The organism is Bacteroidota bacterium (genome assembly GCA_017303975.1).
In the GTDB taxonomy this organism is placed as follows: Bacteria; Bacteroidota; Bacteroidia; order JAFLBG01; family JAFLBG01; genus JAFLBG01.
This window is the reverse complement of sequence record JAFLBG010000003.1, coordinates 19,990-37,924: the sequence shown is the minus strand read 5'-3', so window position 1 is coordinate 37,924 and position 17,935 is coordinate 19,990. Positions and strand designations below refer to the sequence as shown.

At 34.2% G+C, this 17,935-nt stretch carries 18 protein-coding genes; 5 read left to right on the top strand and 13 right to left on the bottom strand.

Features of this window, described 5'->3' with window-relative positions; genetic code table 11:
* The first annotated feature begins 48 nt into the window (after positions 1-48).
* Positions 49-1,827: a choice-of-anchor L domain-containing protein gene (locus J0M08_01900; GenBank protein MBN8701788.1), complete on the top strand. Its 1,779-nt coding sequence runs from the start codon at positions 49-51 to the stop codon at positions 1,825-1,827.
* Between the two features lie 21 nt (positions 1,828-1,848).
* Here the strand turns inward: J0M08_01900 and J0M08_01895 are convergent, their stop codons facing one another.
* The 9 genes from J0M08_01895 to J0M08_01855 all read right to left on the bottom strand — a co-directional run bounded on the left by J0M08_01895 (position 1,849) and on the right by J0M08_01855 (position 11,561).
* Positions 1,849-3,843 (bottom strand): carboxy terminal-processing peptidase, encoded by a 1,995-nt coding sequence (locus tag J0M08_01895; GenBank protein MBN8701787.1) that lies wholly within the window; start codon positions 3,841-3,843, stop codon positions 1,849-1,851.
* Positions 3,844-4,084: 241 nt separating this feature from the next.
* Positions 4,085-4,357 (bottom strand): HU family DNA-binding protein, encoded by a 273-nt coding sequence (locus J0M08_01890; protein ID MBN8701786.1) that lies wholly within the window; start codon positions 4,355-4,357, stop codon positions 4,085-4,087.
* Positions 4,358-4,522: 165 nt separating this feature from the next.
* A complete protein-coding gene (locus J0M08_01885; GenBank protein ID MBN8701785.1) occupies positions 4,523-5,929 on the bottom strand; it encodes a TolC family protein in 1,407 nt (468 codons plus the stop codon).
* A gap of 7 nt (positions 5,930-5,936) precedes the next feature.
* Positions 5,937-7,283 carry a biotin/lipoyl-binding protein gene (locus J0M08_01880; GenBank protein ID MBN8701784.1) on the bottom strand — a complete coding sequence of 449 codons (1,347 nt, stop codon included), beginning with the start codon at positions 7,281-7,283 and terminating at the stop codon, positions 5,937-5,939.
* 12 nt (positions 7,284-7,295) lie between these two features.
* Positions 7,296-9,014 (bottom strand): ATP-binding cassette domain-containing protein, encoded by a 1,719-nt coding sequence (locus J0M08_01875; protein MBN8701783.1) that lies wholly within the window; start codon positions 9,012-9,014, stop codon positions 7,296-7,298.
* 50 nt (positions 9,015-9,064) lie between these two features.
* Entirely contained in the window at positions 9,065-9,355 is a 291-nt protein-coding gene (locus tag J0M08_01870) for a hypothetical protein (GenBank protein ID MBN8701782.1), read from the bottom strand.
* A gap of 90 nt (positions 9,356-9,445) precedes the next feature.
* Positions 9,446-9,739, bottom strand: coding sequence for a hypothetical protein (locus tag J0M08_01865; GenBank protein ID MBN8701781.1), 294 nt, complete (start codon positions 9,737-9,739; stop codon positions 9,446-9,448).
* 44 nt (positions 9,740-9,783) lie between these two features.
* The gene (locus tag J0M08_01860) at positions 9,784-10,095 is read right to left on the bottom strand and encodes a hypothetical protein (protein MBN8701780.1); all 312 of its coding nucleotides are present in this window, start codon (positions 10,093-10,095) and stop codon (positions 9,784-9,786) included.
* Positions 10,096-10,124: 29 nt separating this feature from the next.
* Complete coding sequence (locus J0M08_01855; GenBank protein ID MBN8701779.1) at positions 10,125-11,561, bottom strand: NADP-dependent isocitrate dehydrogenase; 1,437 nt, start codon at positions 11,559-11,561, stop codon at positions 10,125-10,127.
* 89 nt (positions 11,562-11,650) lie between these two features.
* Between J0M08_01855 and J0M08_01850 the strand changes: the two genes are divergently transcribed.
* From J0M08_01850 to J0M08_01840, 3 genes are all read left to right on the top strand, one after another.
* Positions 11,651-12,571 (top strand): LysR family transcriptional regulator, encoded by a 921-nt coding sequence (locus J0M08_01850; GenBank protein ID MBN8701778.1) that lies wholly within the window; start codon positions 11,651-11,653, stop codon positions 12,569-12,571.
* 401 nt (positions 12,572-12,972) lie between these two features.
* The gene (locus J0M08_01845) at positions 12,973-13,674 is read left to right on the top strand and encodes a response regulator transcription factor (protein MBN8701777.1); all 702 of its coding nucleotides are present in this window, start codon (positions 12,973-12,975) and stop codon (positions 13,672-13,674) included.
* A gap of 25 nt (positions 13,675-13,699) precedes the next feature.
* Positions 13,700-14,746, top strand: a complete 1,047-nt coding sequence (locus tag J0M08_01840) for a sensor histidine kinase (GenBank protein ID MBN8701776.1) — start codon at positions 13,700-13,702, stop codon at positions 14,744-14,746.
* On the opposite strand, the gene J0M08_01835 is transcribed toward J0M08_01840, so the two are convergent.
* Complete coding sequence (locus J0M08_01835) at positions 14,721-15,731, bottom strand: glycosyltransferase (protein MBN8701775.1); 1,011 nt, start codon at positions 15,729-15,731, stop codon at positions 14,721-14,723. The genes J0M08_01840 and J0M08_01835 overlap by 26 nt on opposite strands.
* A 38-nt stretch (positions 15,732-15,769) precedes the next feature.
* Between J0M08_01835 and trmB the strand changes: the two genes are divergently transcribed.
* Positions 15,770-16,441, top strand: a complete 672-nt coding sequence (gene trmB, locus J0M08_01830; GenBank protein MBN8701774.1) for a tRNA (guanosine(46)-N7)-methyltransferase TrmB — start codon at positions 15,770-15,772, stop codon at positions 16,439-16,441.
* Position 16,442: 1 nt separating this feature from the next.
* On the opposite strand, the gene J0M08_01825 is transcribed toward trmB, so the two are convergent.
* From J0M08_01825 to J0M08_01815, 3 genes are read right to left on the bottom strand one after another with little or no spacing between them, the layout of a single operon-like run.
* Positions 16,443-16,847, bottom strand: coding sequence for a hypothetical protein (locus tag J0M08_01825; protein MBN8701773.1), 405 nt, complete (start codon positions 16,845-16,847; stop codon positions 16,443-16,445).
* A gap of 10 nt (positions 16,848-16,857) precedes the next feature.
* A complete protein-coding gene (locus tag J0M08_01820; GenBank protein MBN8701772.1) occupies positions 16,858-17,550 on the bottom strand; it encodes a DUF2306 domain-containing protein in 693 nt (230 codons plus the stop codon).
* An 18-nt stretch (positions 17,551-17,568) separates the two neighbouring features.
* Positions 17,569-17,919, bottom strand: coding sequence for an MmcQ/YjbR family DNA-binding protein (locus J0M08_01815; protein MBN8701771.1), 351 nt, complete (start codon positions 17,917-17,919; stop codon positions 17,569-17,571).
* Between the last annotated feature and the right edge of the window lie 16 nt (positions 17,920-17,935).

Below are 17,935 nucleotides of genomic sequence, written 5' to 3'. Positions count from 1 at the left end.
ATGAGTTGCTTCAACAAAAAAATTTGGGCTCTCCTTTTTTTATGTTGTTTGCAGTTACTCTTATTCTCACAAAACAACATTCAAACTACCAATACGGTAGATACCAATAAAATTAAAAATGCACTTGCCGGAAACGGTGTTACAATAAGCAATATTGTAGTAAACTGCCCGAGCAGTAGTATGGGACTATTTTCCAATGCAACCACAAGTAATTTGGGGCTTGATTCCGGATTAATACTCACTACAGGAGTTATTTCCGATTTAGACCAAAATAGCAGCTATCAAACCAGTACAGGAAACGGATCTGCCGGAGACCCCGACCTTGGAGGCATTGCGGGGAATAGTGTATTTGATGGGTGTAAAATAGAGTTTGACATAACACCTTACTGTGATAGTTTAAAAATTAGATATGTTTATGGCTCTGAAGAATACCCGGAATATGTAAACTCGGGCTACAATGATGCATTCGCTTTTTTTGTTTCAGGCGCCAACCCATCGGGCGGCAATTATGTAAAAGAGAACATTGCGTTGACACCAGGCAGCAATAGTCCTGTTACTATTAATACAATTAATGGAGGATCCAACAGCTCCCTTTATGTTGACAATACTGCACCAACCCCATCCTCTATTGTGTACGATGGATTTACTGTTCCTTTAGAAGCCAAACTAAATGTAGTACCCTGTAGCACCTACAAAATGATTCTTACCATAAGCGATGCCGGTGATGGTGGTTGGGACTCCGGTGTGATGTTCGAGTATCAAGGATTTACATGCCCCAATCCACCAGTAATTACAGCAAATAATGATACGAGCATTTGTCCGGGAAAAAGTGTATTACTTGCTGCAACCGGAAACCCACAAAACATTTACAATTGGAGTAAAATTGGAACTCCGGGTTATATTTCAACCAACCCACAATTTAGTATAACTCCAACAGACAGCCCTACCATATACAAAGTAGATCCTGGAGCAGGAACTTGCATGCAGCCAGATTTTGTTACCGTAACATTATTTCCAAAACCGGAAGCACAAATTAGTGCAGATACTTTAAGAGGTTGCGGACCTTTATGCGTTTCATTTAGTTATACCGCCACAACATTTCCATTTTCGTGCAAATGGAATTTTGGAGATGGAGACTCCACCCAAACATGCGAAGGCAATCACTGCTACACTACATCGGGTATTTTTGATGTAAAATATAGTTACATAGATACCAACGGTTGCACAACAACATCTGTAAAAGAAAATTATATTGAGGTATATCCTGATGCTGTGGCAGGATTCAGCACCAATTCCAATGAAATGAATTTATTGGAATCGCAACTACACATAAAAGACAATTCTCAAAATTCATCACATTGGGAATATACCATTAACTACGAATCTACTGCGCTAGTTGACACAAACGCCAACCCAATAGTTTGGCTAGACTTATCAAAACCCGACAGTGTATATATTACACAAATTGTCACTACCGATAAGGGATGCAGGGATACTATTTACGATCGTATATATATTAAATCGGCATTTGTAGTTTATGCTCCTAATGCACTAACTCCAAATGGAGATCTTGTCAACGACAAATTTACTATATATGTAATTGGTGCGAAAGCCTATACATTTAGAGTGTTTGATAGATGGGGAGATTTGATTTACCGTGACGAGAACTTAACAATTCAAGACACAGAATTTACTATAAATTGGGATGGGCATGCTAATAGTGGCGAAAAGCTTGCTCAACAAGATGTTTATGTTTGGACACTTGAATTGAGAGATCCCGGAAATAAAATAAAAGATTACATTGGGCACGTATCTATTATCAAATAATAAGCCCAACGTAAAACTCGATTACTTTAAATCGTTGATAATATTTGTTGTTTCGTGCAGATAAAAATCTTTACGTAGATTCTTAACTAAATCCTTATGCTTTGCTCCTTTTAAAGTATCCGATTTGAGTAGGGCATCTTCTACTTGCAAGGCAACTATTTCAAACCCAGATATTTCTTTTGATGTAGCATCTTCAAACTTTTTGCTTTTCTCTTTGCTTTCTTTTTTTTCTGCTATTGCTTTAGAAAGGGTAAGTGGTAAACTCAAATCCTCTTTTACTTCCTTTAACTCCAAGGCTCTTTTTGTAACAGCTGTAAAGCTTGAATTACTTGCTACACGAAGACTACTTGCCTTTTTTATTTTTTCATACTCTATTTTTTTATTCCACAGCTCATACTCAGCCGGTTTTATTTCATCCCAAGGCATTGGATAATCTAAATCCTTTTCACCTGTTTCGATATACGTATATGGATCGGGCAAAATAACATCCGGCACTACTCCTCTGAGCTGAGTAGCTCCACCATTAATTCTATAAAACTTTTGGAATGTTACCTTTAACGAACCAAGTGGCTTTAACGAATCGAATGCCGGTAATAAATAATCATCTAAGTTTATAAAGCGCTGTACAGTTCCTTTACCAAATGTACTATTAGTACCAACAACTATACCTCTTTTATAATCTTGAATAGCTGCTGCTAAAATTTCAGATGCCGATGCACTATTTTGGTTTACCATAACTACTAAAGGGCCATCATAAACCACTTGCGAATCATTATCTTTCAATACTTGCGCAGGATACAATCTTGATTTAACCTGAACAATTGGACCGGATGCAATAAATAACCCTGCCATCTCTACTGCATCTTGAAGCGATCCTCCACCGTTATCACGCAAGTCTAAAATTACACCTTGTACATTTTCCTTTTTTAATTTATTTAACTCCGTACGCACATCAACTGCACAACGCCTTCCGCCCTTCCCGTCAAAATCTGAATAAAAACCGGGCAATTTAATATACCCAATTTTCGATTTGTTATTATTTAAAATTAGTGAGTGCGCATATGTTTCCTCTAACACCACAATATCTCTAACAATTGGAATAGTTGTAATTGACTCGTCTGCTTTTTTTACTGTTAAACGAACCTCAGTACCTTTTTTCCCGCGTATTAATTCAACAGCATCGTCCAAACGCATTCCAACTACATCAACAGGCTCGTTGGCACCTTGTGCCACTTTCAAAATCAAATCTCCGGCCTTTAGGCTTCCTTGGCGCCATGAAGCACTGCCGGGAACCACGTTGGAAACTTTTATATACCCATCTTTCTCTTGCAGCTGTGCACCAATACCTTCAAGCTGACCGGTCATTCCAATGTCAAAATTCTTTTTTTCTTTGGGGGCAAAAAATTCAGTATGTGGATCATAAATAGAGGAGATTGTGTATAGCAAATTATTGTATCTATCTAATGATGATAATTGATTTACTCTTTTAAAAAACTCTTCGTTCGATTTTCGTACTTTCTCCCGTGCATCCTTTTCCATTTCTTCAAAAGATTTTGATTTGAAGGTGGTATCTTTCTTCTCTTTCGCCTTTTCTTGCGCATCAATCATATCGGTAATTCTGGCTAGCACTTGGTATTTTAGCGACTTGCGCCATTCCTCTTTTAATTGATTTTCATCAACAGGATAATCAATTTTATCCGGATCCAACACTACAGATTCTTCTACATCAAAAGTAAATGGTGTGGCAAGAATTTCTTTATAGAAATTTTCGCATTGCTTAATTCGTTGTACATAAAGAGCATTTGCTTTATTGTAAAAATTATGGGTGTGGTCGTTAATGTCATTATCTATTCTATATTCAAACTCACGCAGTTCCTTAATATCCTTTTGCGTAAATATTTTTTTCGAGTAATCTAGTTTTGGCAAATACATTTTAAACACCTTTGCAGATAACGAATCATCCACCGATAATGGTTGGTAGTGAGACGCGCCAAGCGTGCTCATCATCAGTTCCATGGATAATTGACCTCTTTGGACAGAGAATGTCGGAGCTCTAAAAGAAAAGATAAAGACAAAAGCTGTACTTAGTAAAAGAGAAATGAAAATTGGTTTGAATATAGATTTCACTTGTGCTATTTTTAGTTAGTAAATAAACTTACCAAAAAATATTGGGTTTGTGTGGCTTTTAACAGCATTTAACAAAAAGGAGCCCAGTGGTTATAACCACTGGGCTCCTTTTATAAAAAATAAAATATTATTATTTTACTTTAGAAGCTAAATCAGATCCAGCTTTAAATTTTACAACTTTTTTAGCTGCAATTTTAATTGCTTTTCCTGTTTGAGGATTTCTTCCAATTCTTGCTGCTCTTTTAGCAACAGAGAAAGAACCAAATCCGATTAAAGCTAATCTATCGCCTTTTTTTAACGCTTTAGATGTTGAAGTAATAAAAGCGTTTAATGCTCTTTCAGCATCAGCTTTTGTAAGTTTTGAATCTTTTGCAATTGAATCAACTAATTCTGCTTTGTTCATTTTAATTTGTTTATTTATTAGACATTTATTGAATTACAGAGCAAACGTACACCAAAATCCGCCAATAGTCAATAGTTTAAGAAAATACTTTTACACAATTGTTGAAAACAAGGCATTTTAAGCTGCATCAAGCCCAAGAATAAGTAAAATCAAATGTTTTGAGAATTAAAGAGCAAGCAATCCGGCAGACCAATATATAGAATAATACGCCTTTTCATATTTGATTTGCTGCTCTACCAGCTTTAATCGAGCACTTAATAAATTTTGCTCTCGAATATTTATCATAAAAATGGAGCCCTCTCCACTATCAAAATTTGACTTCTCTGCATTTAGCAACCGAAACTGATTTGCCGCTATATTCTTATAAAACCCAACCTGATTGCTTGCATTAACAAACTCCACATAATATGATTTTACCTTGTTGGTATATTCAACTATTTTAAATGTATAATCATAATCTGCGTCTTGCATTTTAGCCTTTGTAAAATTTAAATCGCCCCTTGCTTCCCTTACTAATAAAGGGAAAGAAAAACTAAAACCCCATTTATAATTATTTGAATTATAATTTAAGAGCTGCGAATAATTAGGTGTTACACTCTCGGTTAAAAAATTATAATCTACATCAAGCTTAGGTTTTATCTTCTCGATTTTAAGCAAGCGTTCTGCTTTTAAAAATTGTACTTTATAATTACTGATTTTAATTGCAGGCTGAGTATAAGGAAGGTTCGTAATAATTCTTTCTAACGAATCTTGCTTGATTACTATTTTCTCTTCTAAAGCGGAGAATGAAGCAGGATATGTAGAGCTTGCTAATTGGAGTGGTGTTAATCTTTCTGTCCACAAAAATTCAGATAAATAAATGGAGTTTTTAGCATAGTTTTGCTGTGCTTGAAAATAATCCGCTTTACGTGTTTGATATTGTATAAACGCTTCCACAGTATCAATCTCTGCCCTATCTCCAAATAAATAGCTTGATTTAACTCCATCAAATCTTATCTGAGCTAAATCTAATACATCTTTATATACCAGCAATTGATTATAAGACAAAGCCCATTCCAAATACGCATTAATAGCATCGAACACTAAATTATTAAGCATTAGCTGACGCTCATAAACAGTTGCGTCTTGGTATAATCTTGCTTGTTTTAATGCTGTTCTTCGTTGATCTGTAAACAAGCCTTGCAATAGAGGCACTGAAACTCCACTTGATAAAAGTCCATTGACAGAAGTTGAATTTTCGGGATTCAAAAAAACACCCTCTGAAACATCATAAGCAGCCTTTAGTTTAACTCCAATTCGAGTAGGCATCTCCACCCCATTTTCGTTTATAGAGTAGTAATTTTTATTGTTAAAGTTCTTCTGAGAGAGTTGTGAATAAATATAGGGATCGAACAATCCTTTGTTTTTTAACAACTGCGCTTCACCCATTCTTTTTTGTAAATCGGCTTGCTTTGCGACAGGATGATTTTGCTTTACAATATTTAAAAAATCTTCTAGTGAAAATACGGATAACGAATCTGCTTGAAGCAGCAACGAAAACAATGAAAATAAAATAGCAAATTTAAATTTCATAACTACTTTATTTTTCCTTACTATCTAGTATTGGTTTAGAATTATAATAGTCCGGAGGAAATCCATTAATCTGTCGCCACAGTTCATACCAAATAGGAACATCGTTCATCAAAGCCATGCATTTAGCACCCACACCAATACGTAGTTCTTTAGGCCAAGGCTTGTAGGTTGTATCGGGCACTACCAAAACTCTATATTTTCCATTATCGCTAATAAAGTTGTCAATAGCGGTAACCCTTCCGCTAAACGTACCTACAGATATCTTAGGCCAACCTGAAAAAACAAGTGCAGGCCACCCATCAAACAAAAATCGGACATCTTGCTGTTTGTTTATTAAAGGTAAATTCATTGGATCTACATACATTTCAACCGCTAAATCATACTTAGCTGGCATTATACTAATTAATGCTTCACCTTCCTTAATGGATTCGCCAAGCCCTGTTTTAACAGCCTTTGTTATATACCCATTTTGAGGGGAAGTAACATAGTACATTCCAGACCTAACAGAATAATTCATGTATTGATTCTGCAACTTTGTAACGATTGCTTCTGCATCGTACATACTAGACATGGATGCATATTTTTCTGATTCTGCCTTCCCTAGTTTATCTCTATACTCGTTATCAATAGCACCTAATTCAATTTTAGCATTAATCAATTCGTTCCGTGATGTTAAAAGTTTGTTCTCCGAAGAAATTAACTTAGCATACGTTTCTTGCAACTTAAGCTTTCTAACCTCAAACTCAGTTAACGATTTTAGCCCGTCTTTATAGAGTTTTTCCATTCGTTTAAACTGCTCTTCTGCAACTGCATAATTAGTTTTGGAGGCTTCAAAATCTGCACTGTCGGATGCAATTTTTAAAAGTGCCTGTTGGTATTTATTTCTTGTTTGCTCCAACTTAAGAAGCCGACTTTGAAACAACGCGTCAATTTGAGAATCGAGAGATTTTATTTTTTCTGCGTAGGAAGAAACCGCCATCTCTTTGGCTTTTATTTGTTGGTCGGTATTCTGCAATAAATTAGGGTCGAAATAATCATCTTTTATCTCACTCAAAAATAAAATGGTATCTCCCTTTTTTACATAATCGCCTTCTTTTACAAACCATTTTTCTATTCGCCCAGGAATAATAGAATGAATAGTTTGCGGGCGTTGATCAGGATGCAAGGCAGTTACATTTCCTTTTTCAAAAATATTCTGTGTCCACGGTAAGAAAAGAAATAAAAATAAGAATAAACTTAAAAACCTAATTGCGCGACCAATTTTACGAGTAAGACTTGTAGAAGTAACCTCTTGAAAAGATTCATACGAATCTTCTTTCAATCCTTTCAACTTACTATCAGAAATATTTAACATGTCTTTCTTATTCTATCTAAATACATCTTTAAACCAATCGTACTTTTTAAGCTCTTCCACTTTACCTTCTCCTATAATACTTCCATTTTTTAATACAATTACACGATCAAATTTTTCCGCCAACTCCAAATTATTACTAACAGCTAAAACAGTACAGTCTATTGACCTATCGGATAAAAAATTAACAATTGCATCGGACTTCTTGCTATCAATTTCATCCGTTGGATTTTCTAACAATAAAATTCTGGGGCGATGAACTATACTTCTTGCTAACAGTATTTTACGAACAACACTTCTAGATAATTTTCTTCCTTCGGTTTCTAATATAGTATCAAAACCCTTTTCGGTAGATTTAACAAAGTCGTCCAACAATAGTTTTTCTGATACCCAACGCACCGTATCAAAACTAATTCCACTTCGTCCCATCACAATATTATCATATAATCTTGCCTTAAAAATATTATCATTCGATAAGCTTAATCCAATTTGACTTCTCAAACTTGATTTATTTAGATTTCCACAAGGCAAATTATTAATTAAAATACTGCCGGAGTATTGATTATAAATACCTGCAATCAATTGTAGCAATGTTGATTTTCCGGAACTATTGTATCCTGCAATAACAACTCTTTCGGAGGGTTTAATATCGAGTGATAAATTATTCAGCACAAAACCCTTCTGATTCGGAAACGCAAAAGAAAGGTTTTTGATAGAAATTGATGGACCAGAATTCATCTGCAACACATCTACAGATTCGCCCTCTTCTTTATCTAAAGGCAAATCGGTTAGTGCACTTAATTTTTCAACAGCAGTTAGTACATCGTAAATAGTTTCTGTTGACAGAATCAATTTTTCAACAGAATTTACTACCATTACGATTATTATTTCTGCTGCAACAAATTGCCCTAAATTAATTTTCTGATTTACAACTAAAATACTCCCAATAATAAGCAACCCGCTTGCTACAACAGCCTTAAATGCAATCATACCAAAGTACTGAAGTTGCAAAATTTTAAAATGTTGTTTTCTATAGCCTAAATAATTGGCAGCAACTTCGTCTGTTTTCTGCATTAATAAATCGGTATTAGCCGTAACTTTAAAACTTTTCATTGTACGGCTAATTTCTTCAAGCCAATGAGCCATTTCGTATTTATAATTGGATTCATTAATGCTAGTGGACAAGCCTTTTTGCCCGGTTAGTTTTATAATAAGAAAAATGATAAGTGAAAGTAAAACTCCAAATAAAATAAATGACGGATGGTATAAAGACAACAAAATCAACCCAAATACTATTTGCAGTACCGCTGTTGAAAATTCTATAAGCACCTTCGGCAATCCTTTTTGAATACTCAATGAATCGAAAAAACGGTTTACAAGTTCCGGCAAGTAATATTTATCGGTTGCCTCAAGCTTAATTCGGGGAAGCCTGTAGGAATACTCGAAAGACGTACGTAAAAAAATTCGCTGCTGTAAACTTTCTGTTATTCGAAGTTGCATAACCTGCATAAGTCCTGCAACTATAACTCCTGCAATTACCAACGAAACCAATACTGCCCAAGATGTAGAAAGTTGACCAATAGTAATTAAATTAATGATAGCTTGAATACCTAACGGTAGCGACAATCCAATAATACCAGCCAAAACAGCATACACATATAAATTATATATATCCTTCCTATCGGCCTCTAATAGCTTTAAAAACCTTCGCAAAGGATGTATTTTCGAATGCATAAACAAAATTTAATTAAAGGCCTTAAATATACAACAAAACACAATTAGAACTAAACAGTCGACAACTCTTCTAGTTCAATTTTTACAGAGGCTGTTATCTTTAAACCATTATTGGACTTCCCTGCAAAAGAAACAAGCGCACGTAATTCAGAAGCCGTTTCCCTCAACTCAGCAATTCTTGCTATCGAATTAAAATCTTCCAGACCGGAATGTTCGCGCATTGCTAGAATCTTTTTCTCGTGATATGCAATTTTACTGTTAATCATTGTAAGTAAAACTTCGTTAGCATCTGATGCGTTAAACGAACCTTTTATTAAGCTTAACTCATTTACTGTTTTCATAAATTAATGTTATTTGTTACATGTTTTATAGAAATCCTATGTTTAAAAGAGATGTATGGTTAATTAAAGTTTTGAATGTTATGTTCCTCTCTAATTAGCTACATAATTATTTTTTAACCGATTTTCCTTTTGCGAATTGTTCTTCCCTACCTCTATAGTAGAGTCTAAATAAACAATTCCGGTTATAGAATTTACTGCAGACCTAAGCTCGTACAACTCCTTTTGCAATTGTTTTATCCTAGATTCGCGCATTTTTATATCCTCTTCGTTGTGCGATTTTTGTATTTTATTTTCATGAAACTTTATTTTCACATGAATAATTTGTGTTAGAAGGCTTACCGCATCTTCTTTGCCAAATGCCCCTTGAATTAATTTTATTTTCATTTCAGTTAGTTTTAAGATTTGATATAATTATTTTTTTTGTAGCGCTATATCTTTTTGGTATTAACTCGAATCATGCTATCAAAATAATCGTTGGCAGATACAATAGGAACGGAATTAATAGCGATATCTTGCCCATAGTTAACAGCAATAAATTTTACAATTTCACTAAACAGCAATTGTTTTGTTTGCACTGTAATCACATGATTCAGGGTTTTCACCAAAACTCCTTCTTTAAGAGAATAGGACTCGTTATTATAATCAACAAATGCGGAAGCAACTAACTCCTTTCGAAGTAGTTGCTCCACTACATCTATTGGATTATGATTTTGAGACAAATACAACACTACATTAATCATCTAATTCAGTATTTATAAATTACACCATACTATTGTCCTTGACCCAAAGAAAAACCCTGTACTCCATCAAACGTATAAAGGTTTTCTGTTTTAATTACATCTAAATCGCTATTAAGTGCCTGAGAAATAATTTCCACCACTTCTCTTTTATCTACCGCAGAGCCATCTTTTGATTTGAATCTACATCTCCAATGATCTGTACAAAAAGTTTCCTTGAAACCATCCGGCCAAACTTTAATGCCTCTATTGGTAATCATATTCAGCTCTAAATTTTTGGAACCTAATTTCCGAACCTGCTCTCCTAGTTTATTTACATCTACCCCTCTCCAATGTAGAAATGCATCAAACCCAACAAGCTCTTTCTTCTTGCTAGATTTTCGACTATACGGTTTTAAAACAAGAGCCTCTGATTTAGAATACGTAACAGGTTTTAAAATTGTTGGAAATTGACCTAATCTATCAATAACAGCATCGGCAAATTCAGTAGTACTTACCTTCAATTTACTTATACCTTGCTTATAAATATCATACGTGTGTACTCCATCTTCAAGAGTCTTTAACCAAGCATTCTGAATTTTTTCTGCAATATCGGACTGCCCAATATGATTTAACATCATAATAGCACCTTGCAACAAACCGGATGGATTTGCTACATTCTGCCCTGCCCTTCTAGGGGCCGAACCATGGATAGCCTCAAACATAGAACATTCTTCTCCAATATTTGCAGAACCCGCCAAACCAACAGAACCAGCTATTTGCGCTGCCACATCCGATAAAACATCTCCGTACAAATTAAGCGTAACAATTACATCAAAAGACTCGGGAGTATCTGCCATTTTCGCAGCACCAATATCTATTATCCAATGTTCTTTTTCAATTTCGGGGTACTCAATACCAATTTCATCAAACACTTGATGGAACAAACCATCTGTTTGCTTCATTATATTATCCTTCGTGAAGCAGGTAACTTTTTTTCTGCCTGCCTGTTTTGCGTACTCAAAAGCATAGCGAATAATTTTTTCGCAACCCGGTCTACTTATTAATTTCAAACATTGAATAACTTCATCTGTTTGTTGATGTTCAATACCTGCATATAGATCTTCTTCATTCTCCCTAATTATTACCAAATCCATTGCCTTATGCTTTGTTTCTACAAATGGATGAAAACTTTGACATGGCCTAACATTGGCGTACAATCCCAACATTTTGCGAGTAGTTACATTCAAGCTCTTATAACCTCCACCTTGTGGAGTTGTTATTGGAGCCTTTAAAAATATTTTATTCTTACGGATACTATCCCAAGACTCTTTTGCGATACCGGAAGTATTTCCTGAGAGATAAACTTTCTCACCCACTTCAATTTCCTCGATTTTAATTCTAGCTCCTGCAGCAAGTAGAATTTTGATAGTAGCATCCATAATCTCCGGACCGATACCATCTCCTTTAGCAACTGTTATAGTATTCATGTTAAAAATATTTAGTTATGGCACAAATCTATATACATCTATTCATAAGTTTTTATTTATATTTATTATAGTTATCATAATTTATATTTATGCATTATACTTTACATCAACTACAAATATTCTTAAAAGTGGTATCAACACAGAGCGTTACAAAAGCTTCGGAAGAATTATTTATGACACAACCAGCGGTTTCTATCCAACTAAAAAAATTACAAGAGCAATTTGAAGTTCCTTTAACAGAAGTTATTGGAAGAAAAATACACATTACTGAATTTGGCATTCAACTTGCTAAAATGGCCGAAAAAATACTAAACGAAGTGTATGCCATAAATTACAAAACACTAGCATACAAAGGCGTTCTGGCAGGCAAGGTAAAAATAGCATCGGTATCAACCGGAAAATACATCATGCCCTACTTCATAAGCAGATTCTACAAATCCAACCCCGGTATAGATTTCGTTATTGATGTAACCAACAAGGCAAAAGTAATTGAGAGTCTTGAAAACAATGAAACCGACTTTGCACTCATTTCAACCATACCTAAAAACCTTAAACTAGAAGAGGAGATTCTACTTGAAAACAAACTTTATCTTATAGGAAACAAAGACGCAAATAAGAAGAATGTAACTACAAAAGAACTAAACTCACTTCCTTATATTTTTAGAGAAGATGGCTCAGCAACACGCTTAGCAATGGAAGGATATCTCGACAAACAAAATATTTCTGTTAGAAAAAAAGTAGAATTAACATCTAACGAAGCAGTTAAACAAGCTGTAATTGCTGGACTTGGCTATTCAATAATGCCATTAATTGGAATTAGAAATGAATTAAAGAACAAAGAATTATACATAATAAAATCGCCTAATCTGCCAATGAAATCAAATTGGAGATTGGTATGGCTAAAAAAGAAAGAGCTATCGCATGCTGCAGCAGCATATTTAGAGTACATTAAAAAAGAAAAACAAACCATTCTGTCTACAAATTTCAAATGGGTAACCCAATTCAAATAATAAATTGACACACTATAAAATTCTCTATTGAAAGCTTTTCAACTTAATGATTGCATCATTTAACTAATCATTTTAGGGATTTGGGGCACAATTGTTATGCTATTTTCCTCTTTGCAAATGACAAAAGAATATAGGTAAATAACAATAATCGAAAACAGAATATAAACGAACAGAACATAAAAAAACACTCAAGAAACTAGTAAAGTAAGAGAAGCTACAAATTAAAAGCTCAAATGGACGTATTAATACAACACAACCCAAGGACAAAACAATTAATTAAGGAAGAAAAACCTTGAATACAAATGCAAACACAACACTTCATACTATTTTAACCCATTGTTAACAGTTTAATAATTTTGAGCACGGTTAAATACCTTAAATTAGAGGTAAATAAAAAGCGTATGAGTAGCGAGCATAACCCCATATACAAAATACTGCTGGTAGATGATGAGCCGGATATTTTAGAATTTCTGACATACAATTTGAAGAAGGAAGGGTATGAAGTATTTTCTGCCGGAAACGGCAGAGAGGCTGTATCAATAGCAAAAAAAACAAATCCCCATTTAATTATATTAGATGTAATGATGCCGGATATGGATGGTATGGAAACGTGCAGAGAACTTAGGCAAATCGACTCGTTAAAAAATACACTTATTGCATTCTTGACTGCACGTAGCGAAGATTATTCGCAAATTGCAGGCTTTGAAGTGGGCGCAGATGATTATATAAATAAGCCCATTAAACCTAGGGTTTTAGTGAGTCGCATTAAAGCACTGTTAAGACGCTATAGCACGAGCGAAAAACAAATTGACGAAATAAAAAATGTTGATTTAGATGGACTTGTAATTGACAGAGAGCGCTACGTTATTATTAAGGATGGTGTAGAGATTACCCTACCAAAAAAAGAATTTGAGCTACTTGCATTACTAACTTCAAAACCCGGAAAAGTATTTACTAGAGAAGTAATTCTTGATACAGTATGGGGCGGAGAAGTTGTTGTAGGCGACAGAACAATTGATGTGCACATACGCAAACTAAGAGAAAAAATAGGTGAAGACTGTATAAAAACAGTGAAAGGAGTTGGTTACAAATTTGAATCTTAGCACATTTTACCTATCTTAATTTTCAATGAAACTTACTTCTGCTAGAACCAGCTCTCTTGTTATTGCATTGCTATTAGATTTGTTTCTACTCGCACTACTCATTGGTGTTCGTATTACCAATTATTTTCCTATTTCTACTATTGCTATTATTTCAGCACTGCTTATTTTTGGAGCGGTTTCTTACTATACTGTTCTAATCATTCACAGGCATTTTTTTTACAAAAAAATAAACTCCATAATTGACGATTTATATACTAATGATGCCATAGACAAACGATTACTTTCTCACAAAAACAACAATTCACTTGCTATACTAGAGCTGGCTGTTAGTAGTTGGATTGCAAATAGAAAAAATGATTTAGAAAAAACTAAAAAACTAGAGCTACACAGAAAAGAATATATTGGCAATGTTTCTCACGAACTAAAAACGCCCATCTTTAATATTCAAGGATATATTTCAACCCTGCTAGATGGTGGCATCAACGACCCATCAATAAACGTTAATTTTTTGCAACGTGCAGAAAAAAGCGTAGATAGAATGATTAGCACAATTGCCGATTTAGAAGCTATATCACAACTAGAAACAGGGCAACTGGTACTTGAGTATGAAAAATTTGATTTAATTCCACTTATAAAAGATGTTTTTGAGGCTCAAGAAATAAAAGCCAAAAACAAAAAAATACAACTCTCACTAAAAGACAAATCAGAAAAATCTGTTTTTGTATTTGCCGACAAATTTCGAATTAGACAAGTGTTTACCAATCTCATTGTAAACTCTATTAACTATGGAAAAGAAGGCGGAGAAACAAAAATCAAATTTAGCGATACAGGAACCAACATACTTGTTCAAATTTCAGACAATGGAATTGGAATGAGCAAAGAGCATTTGCCACGAGTATTCGAACGTTTTTACCGAATAGACAAAAGCAGATCTAGAGATCAAGGTGGCACAGGATTAGGCTTGGCTATTGTAAAACACATTATTGAAGCGCACAACCAACATATTGAAGTAATGAGTACCGAAGGCGCTGGCTCTATTTTTTCGTTTACCCTGAAAAAGGCGGTTGGTTAAGCACTTGCTCAAAATCAATTTCATTCTGCTTTTGAAAAACAAACAAATCGCTTTCTTTATGAAACTCAGCCAAGTATTCTTGCTCAGTTTGTCCGGGAGTCGGAATCAATAGCGCTTTTTTATGTAATACATGTAAATCCATTATAGTAGAATAACCCGACCTAGCTACCACAACTTTTGATTGACTTAAAATGGTTTCTAGCTCATTGCCTGTTACCAAATATTTAACTGTTGTATTGGCATTCCATTTTCCGATAGTGCTTGCATTGGTTGTTCCTCTTACCACAAGTACACGTTCTTTTCTAGTATACAATTCCTTCGCTATTTCTTTTTCTAGATTTGTTCTTTGTGGTTCCGGACCACTTAATACCACTGCAATATCGTACTTGCATTCTACCACTTCACCTTTCTTAGAAAATCTAGAAAGTGGATTTATGTATTTACAATTAGTTGGCAAATTTTTTCCATGTGATAAATCCCCTGACAATGAAACCAAAGAATCTACATAATCCGGAATCCAACACTCATTAAATTTTCCAATAAAATATCTATTACCAAAATTCACTATACTTTTAAAAAAGGGCATTCTAATATAAATTTGATGTGTAATAAAAATTGTTCTTACACTTTTATCCCACAATCCATATCTATTATCCGAAATAATAACATCAACAGAATACTTTTTTCTAATTTTTTTTACGGCAATATGTTCTCGAAAAATTGCTAAAAATATTTTAGGTAGCTGCATAAAAACAGACAACAACATGCCTATGTTATAATACTTAACATTGTATGCAGGCAACTCCATAAAAGTCAAATGCGGAAATTCCGCCTTAAGCAAATCCAAAGCAATACCATCAGACGCAATTATTATGCGATTTGACACCTCCAGCTCTTTAATTATTGGAATACAACGTGTAGCATGCCCAAGCCCCCAATTTAAAGGACAAATTAAAATTGTTTTTTTTGTAAATTCGCTGAGCATTTATTAAAAGTAAGATTTTATTCTCGGTTTAAAAGAAAATGGCAACAAGCAAAATAGAACGATTTGAAGAAGTAAAACAATTCCCTAACTGCTTTTACCATTCCTTTGAACAATCACTAAAAGGATCTGTTATGAAGGGCAAATGGAATGAAAATTATTTCAATAACAACAACCCTATTGTGCTTGAATTGGGATGTGGGAAAGGAGAATACACAGTTGGGTTAGGAAAAAAATATGTATCGAAAAATTTTATTGGCGTTGATATTAAAGGAAATAGGATATGGAAAGGAGCAAAAGAATCTTTAGAAAACAATATAAAAAATGTAGCCTTTCTAAGAACTCGCATCGATTTTATTGAAAGTTGTTTCGCTGCCAATGAAGTTTCTGAAATTTGGATAACATTCCCCGACCCACAACCACAAAAAACTAGAGAACGTAAAAGACTTGTATCCACAATGTTTACCAACAGATACAAAAAGCTAATAGTACCGGGTGGTCTTATTCATTTAAAAACTGACAGCGAAGGATTATATTTATATGCATTAGAAATAATAAAACAAGAAGGTTATTCTACGGTTCTTTCAACTGCAAATCTTTACAACGAGACACTTCCTATATTTGATGAGGCAAAGGGAATTCAAACGTTTTACGAAAGCATTTATTTAAAAAAAGGTGTTCCCATTAAATATATTCAGTTTAAAATATCATAAGTCATTTTTTATTCTTTACGTCTGAATAAAGCCTCAACCAATCATCCACAGAAACAAACTTGTTGCTAACCCAATCTTCTACCAACACCACATTATCCTTTTCGAAAACTTTTACCTTGTATTGGTCTATTACAAATGAACCTCTGTATTCTCTCAAAACAAATAAATAAAATAAATCTCTTCCGGCAGGCTTTTTTACAAGTTCATACTTCCAAACAGAACCAACAAATGCCCTTGAAAACATGGCTGCGTTTGCGGGGTCATGCATTGCTTTTATCTTAACAAGTAGTTTATCTTCTATAGCAGTTGAAACTTTCGGTGGAATATTTACAACAACTTCTTGTGAGCTCACACTAAAATTATAGAGTAAGAACAAAGCAACAAAAAACATTTTCAGCTCGTTCATAGTTAATTAATTAACGTAAAGTAAAACTACTTGTTCTTTTAAAAATATATTTTTTGTAGTAAAGTACAGCTATTTCACCAAAAACAACATTTGCAAACAAGCTCAACCAGAGAGACGCAATATAATTATCTATTGGAGCAATTTCCGTACCATAATACAATAGAATCTGAAAAATTCGAAAGGTAACGGCAGAAAGTGTAATTGCAAATGACCTAACCATCCACAAACTGTGCAAATAATAGTTTTTAGCACGAATGTACTTATAGGCGACAAACGTAGTTGTAAACCACAAAATGGCAATCGACATAAAAGGAATAACACCCAAAGCTCCTCCCTTTGTAAAAAAAGACAAATAAAATCCTGCCGGACAAGATATATTTAAAACTGAGGCAATATAAATTTTGCCCAATCCATTATGCACAGATTTATACTTGCGTAATATAGAACGAAAAAATTGTGGAATACCCGATATAATACAAATCATGGCTCCGGTTATATGCACATAAAATGAAGCTCTCCACAAAAACGAGTCGAGCAAATCACTTTTTTCGAGCAAGAAAACATACTTGCCTTGAATAGCATATTCTTTTAAAAGTGAAGAATCGAAAAAATAATAGGGAAAGGAATTATAAATAATAAGAATTGAAAATACAATTATAAGAAGCCAGTAAACTATCCTTAAAATTTTATACACCCTTTGCATGCCACAATTTACATTCTTTTACAGCAAAGTAATTCTAATTTTTTTAGGTAGCGATTCTACTACCAGGTTATAAGAATCGTCTATCCATTCTCTCAAGAGATTGTCTGCCACTTCGCCATTTACCAAAACTGTATTCCAATGCTTTTTACTCATATGATAACCAGGTAACACAGAAGAATATTGGTCTCTTAAATCAATTGCTTTTTGAGGATCGCATTTCACATTGAACTGAAGCGAACTGTTATCAATAGGACAAAGTAAAAAAACTTTGCCTCGCACCTTAAACACTAGCACATCCGGACCAAAGGGAAGAGTTTCTTCTACTCCACGTTTAGAAAGGCAATAATCACGGAGCTCTTCGATATGCATTAGGATTAGATTAAAA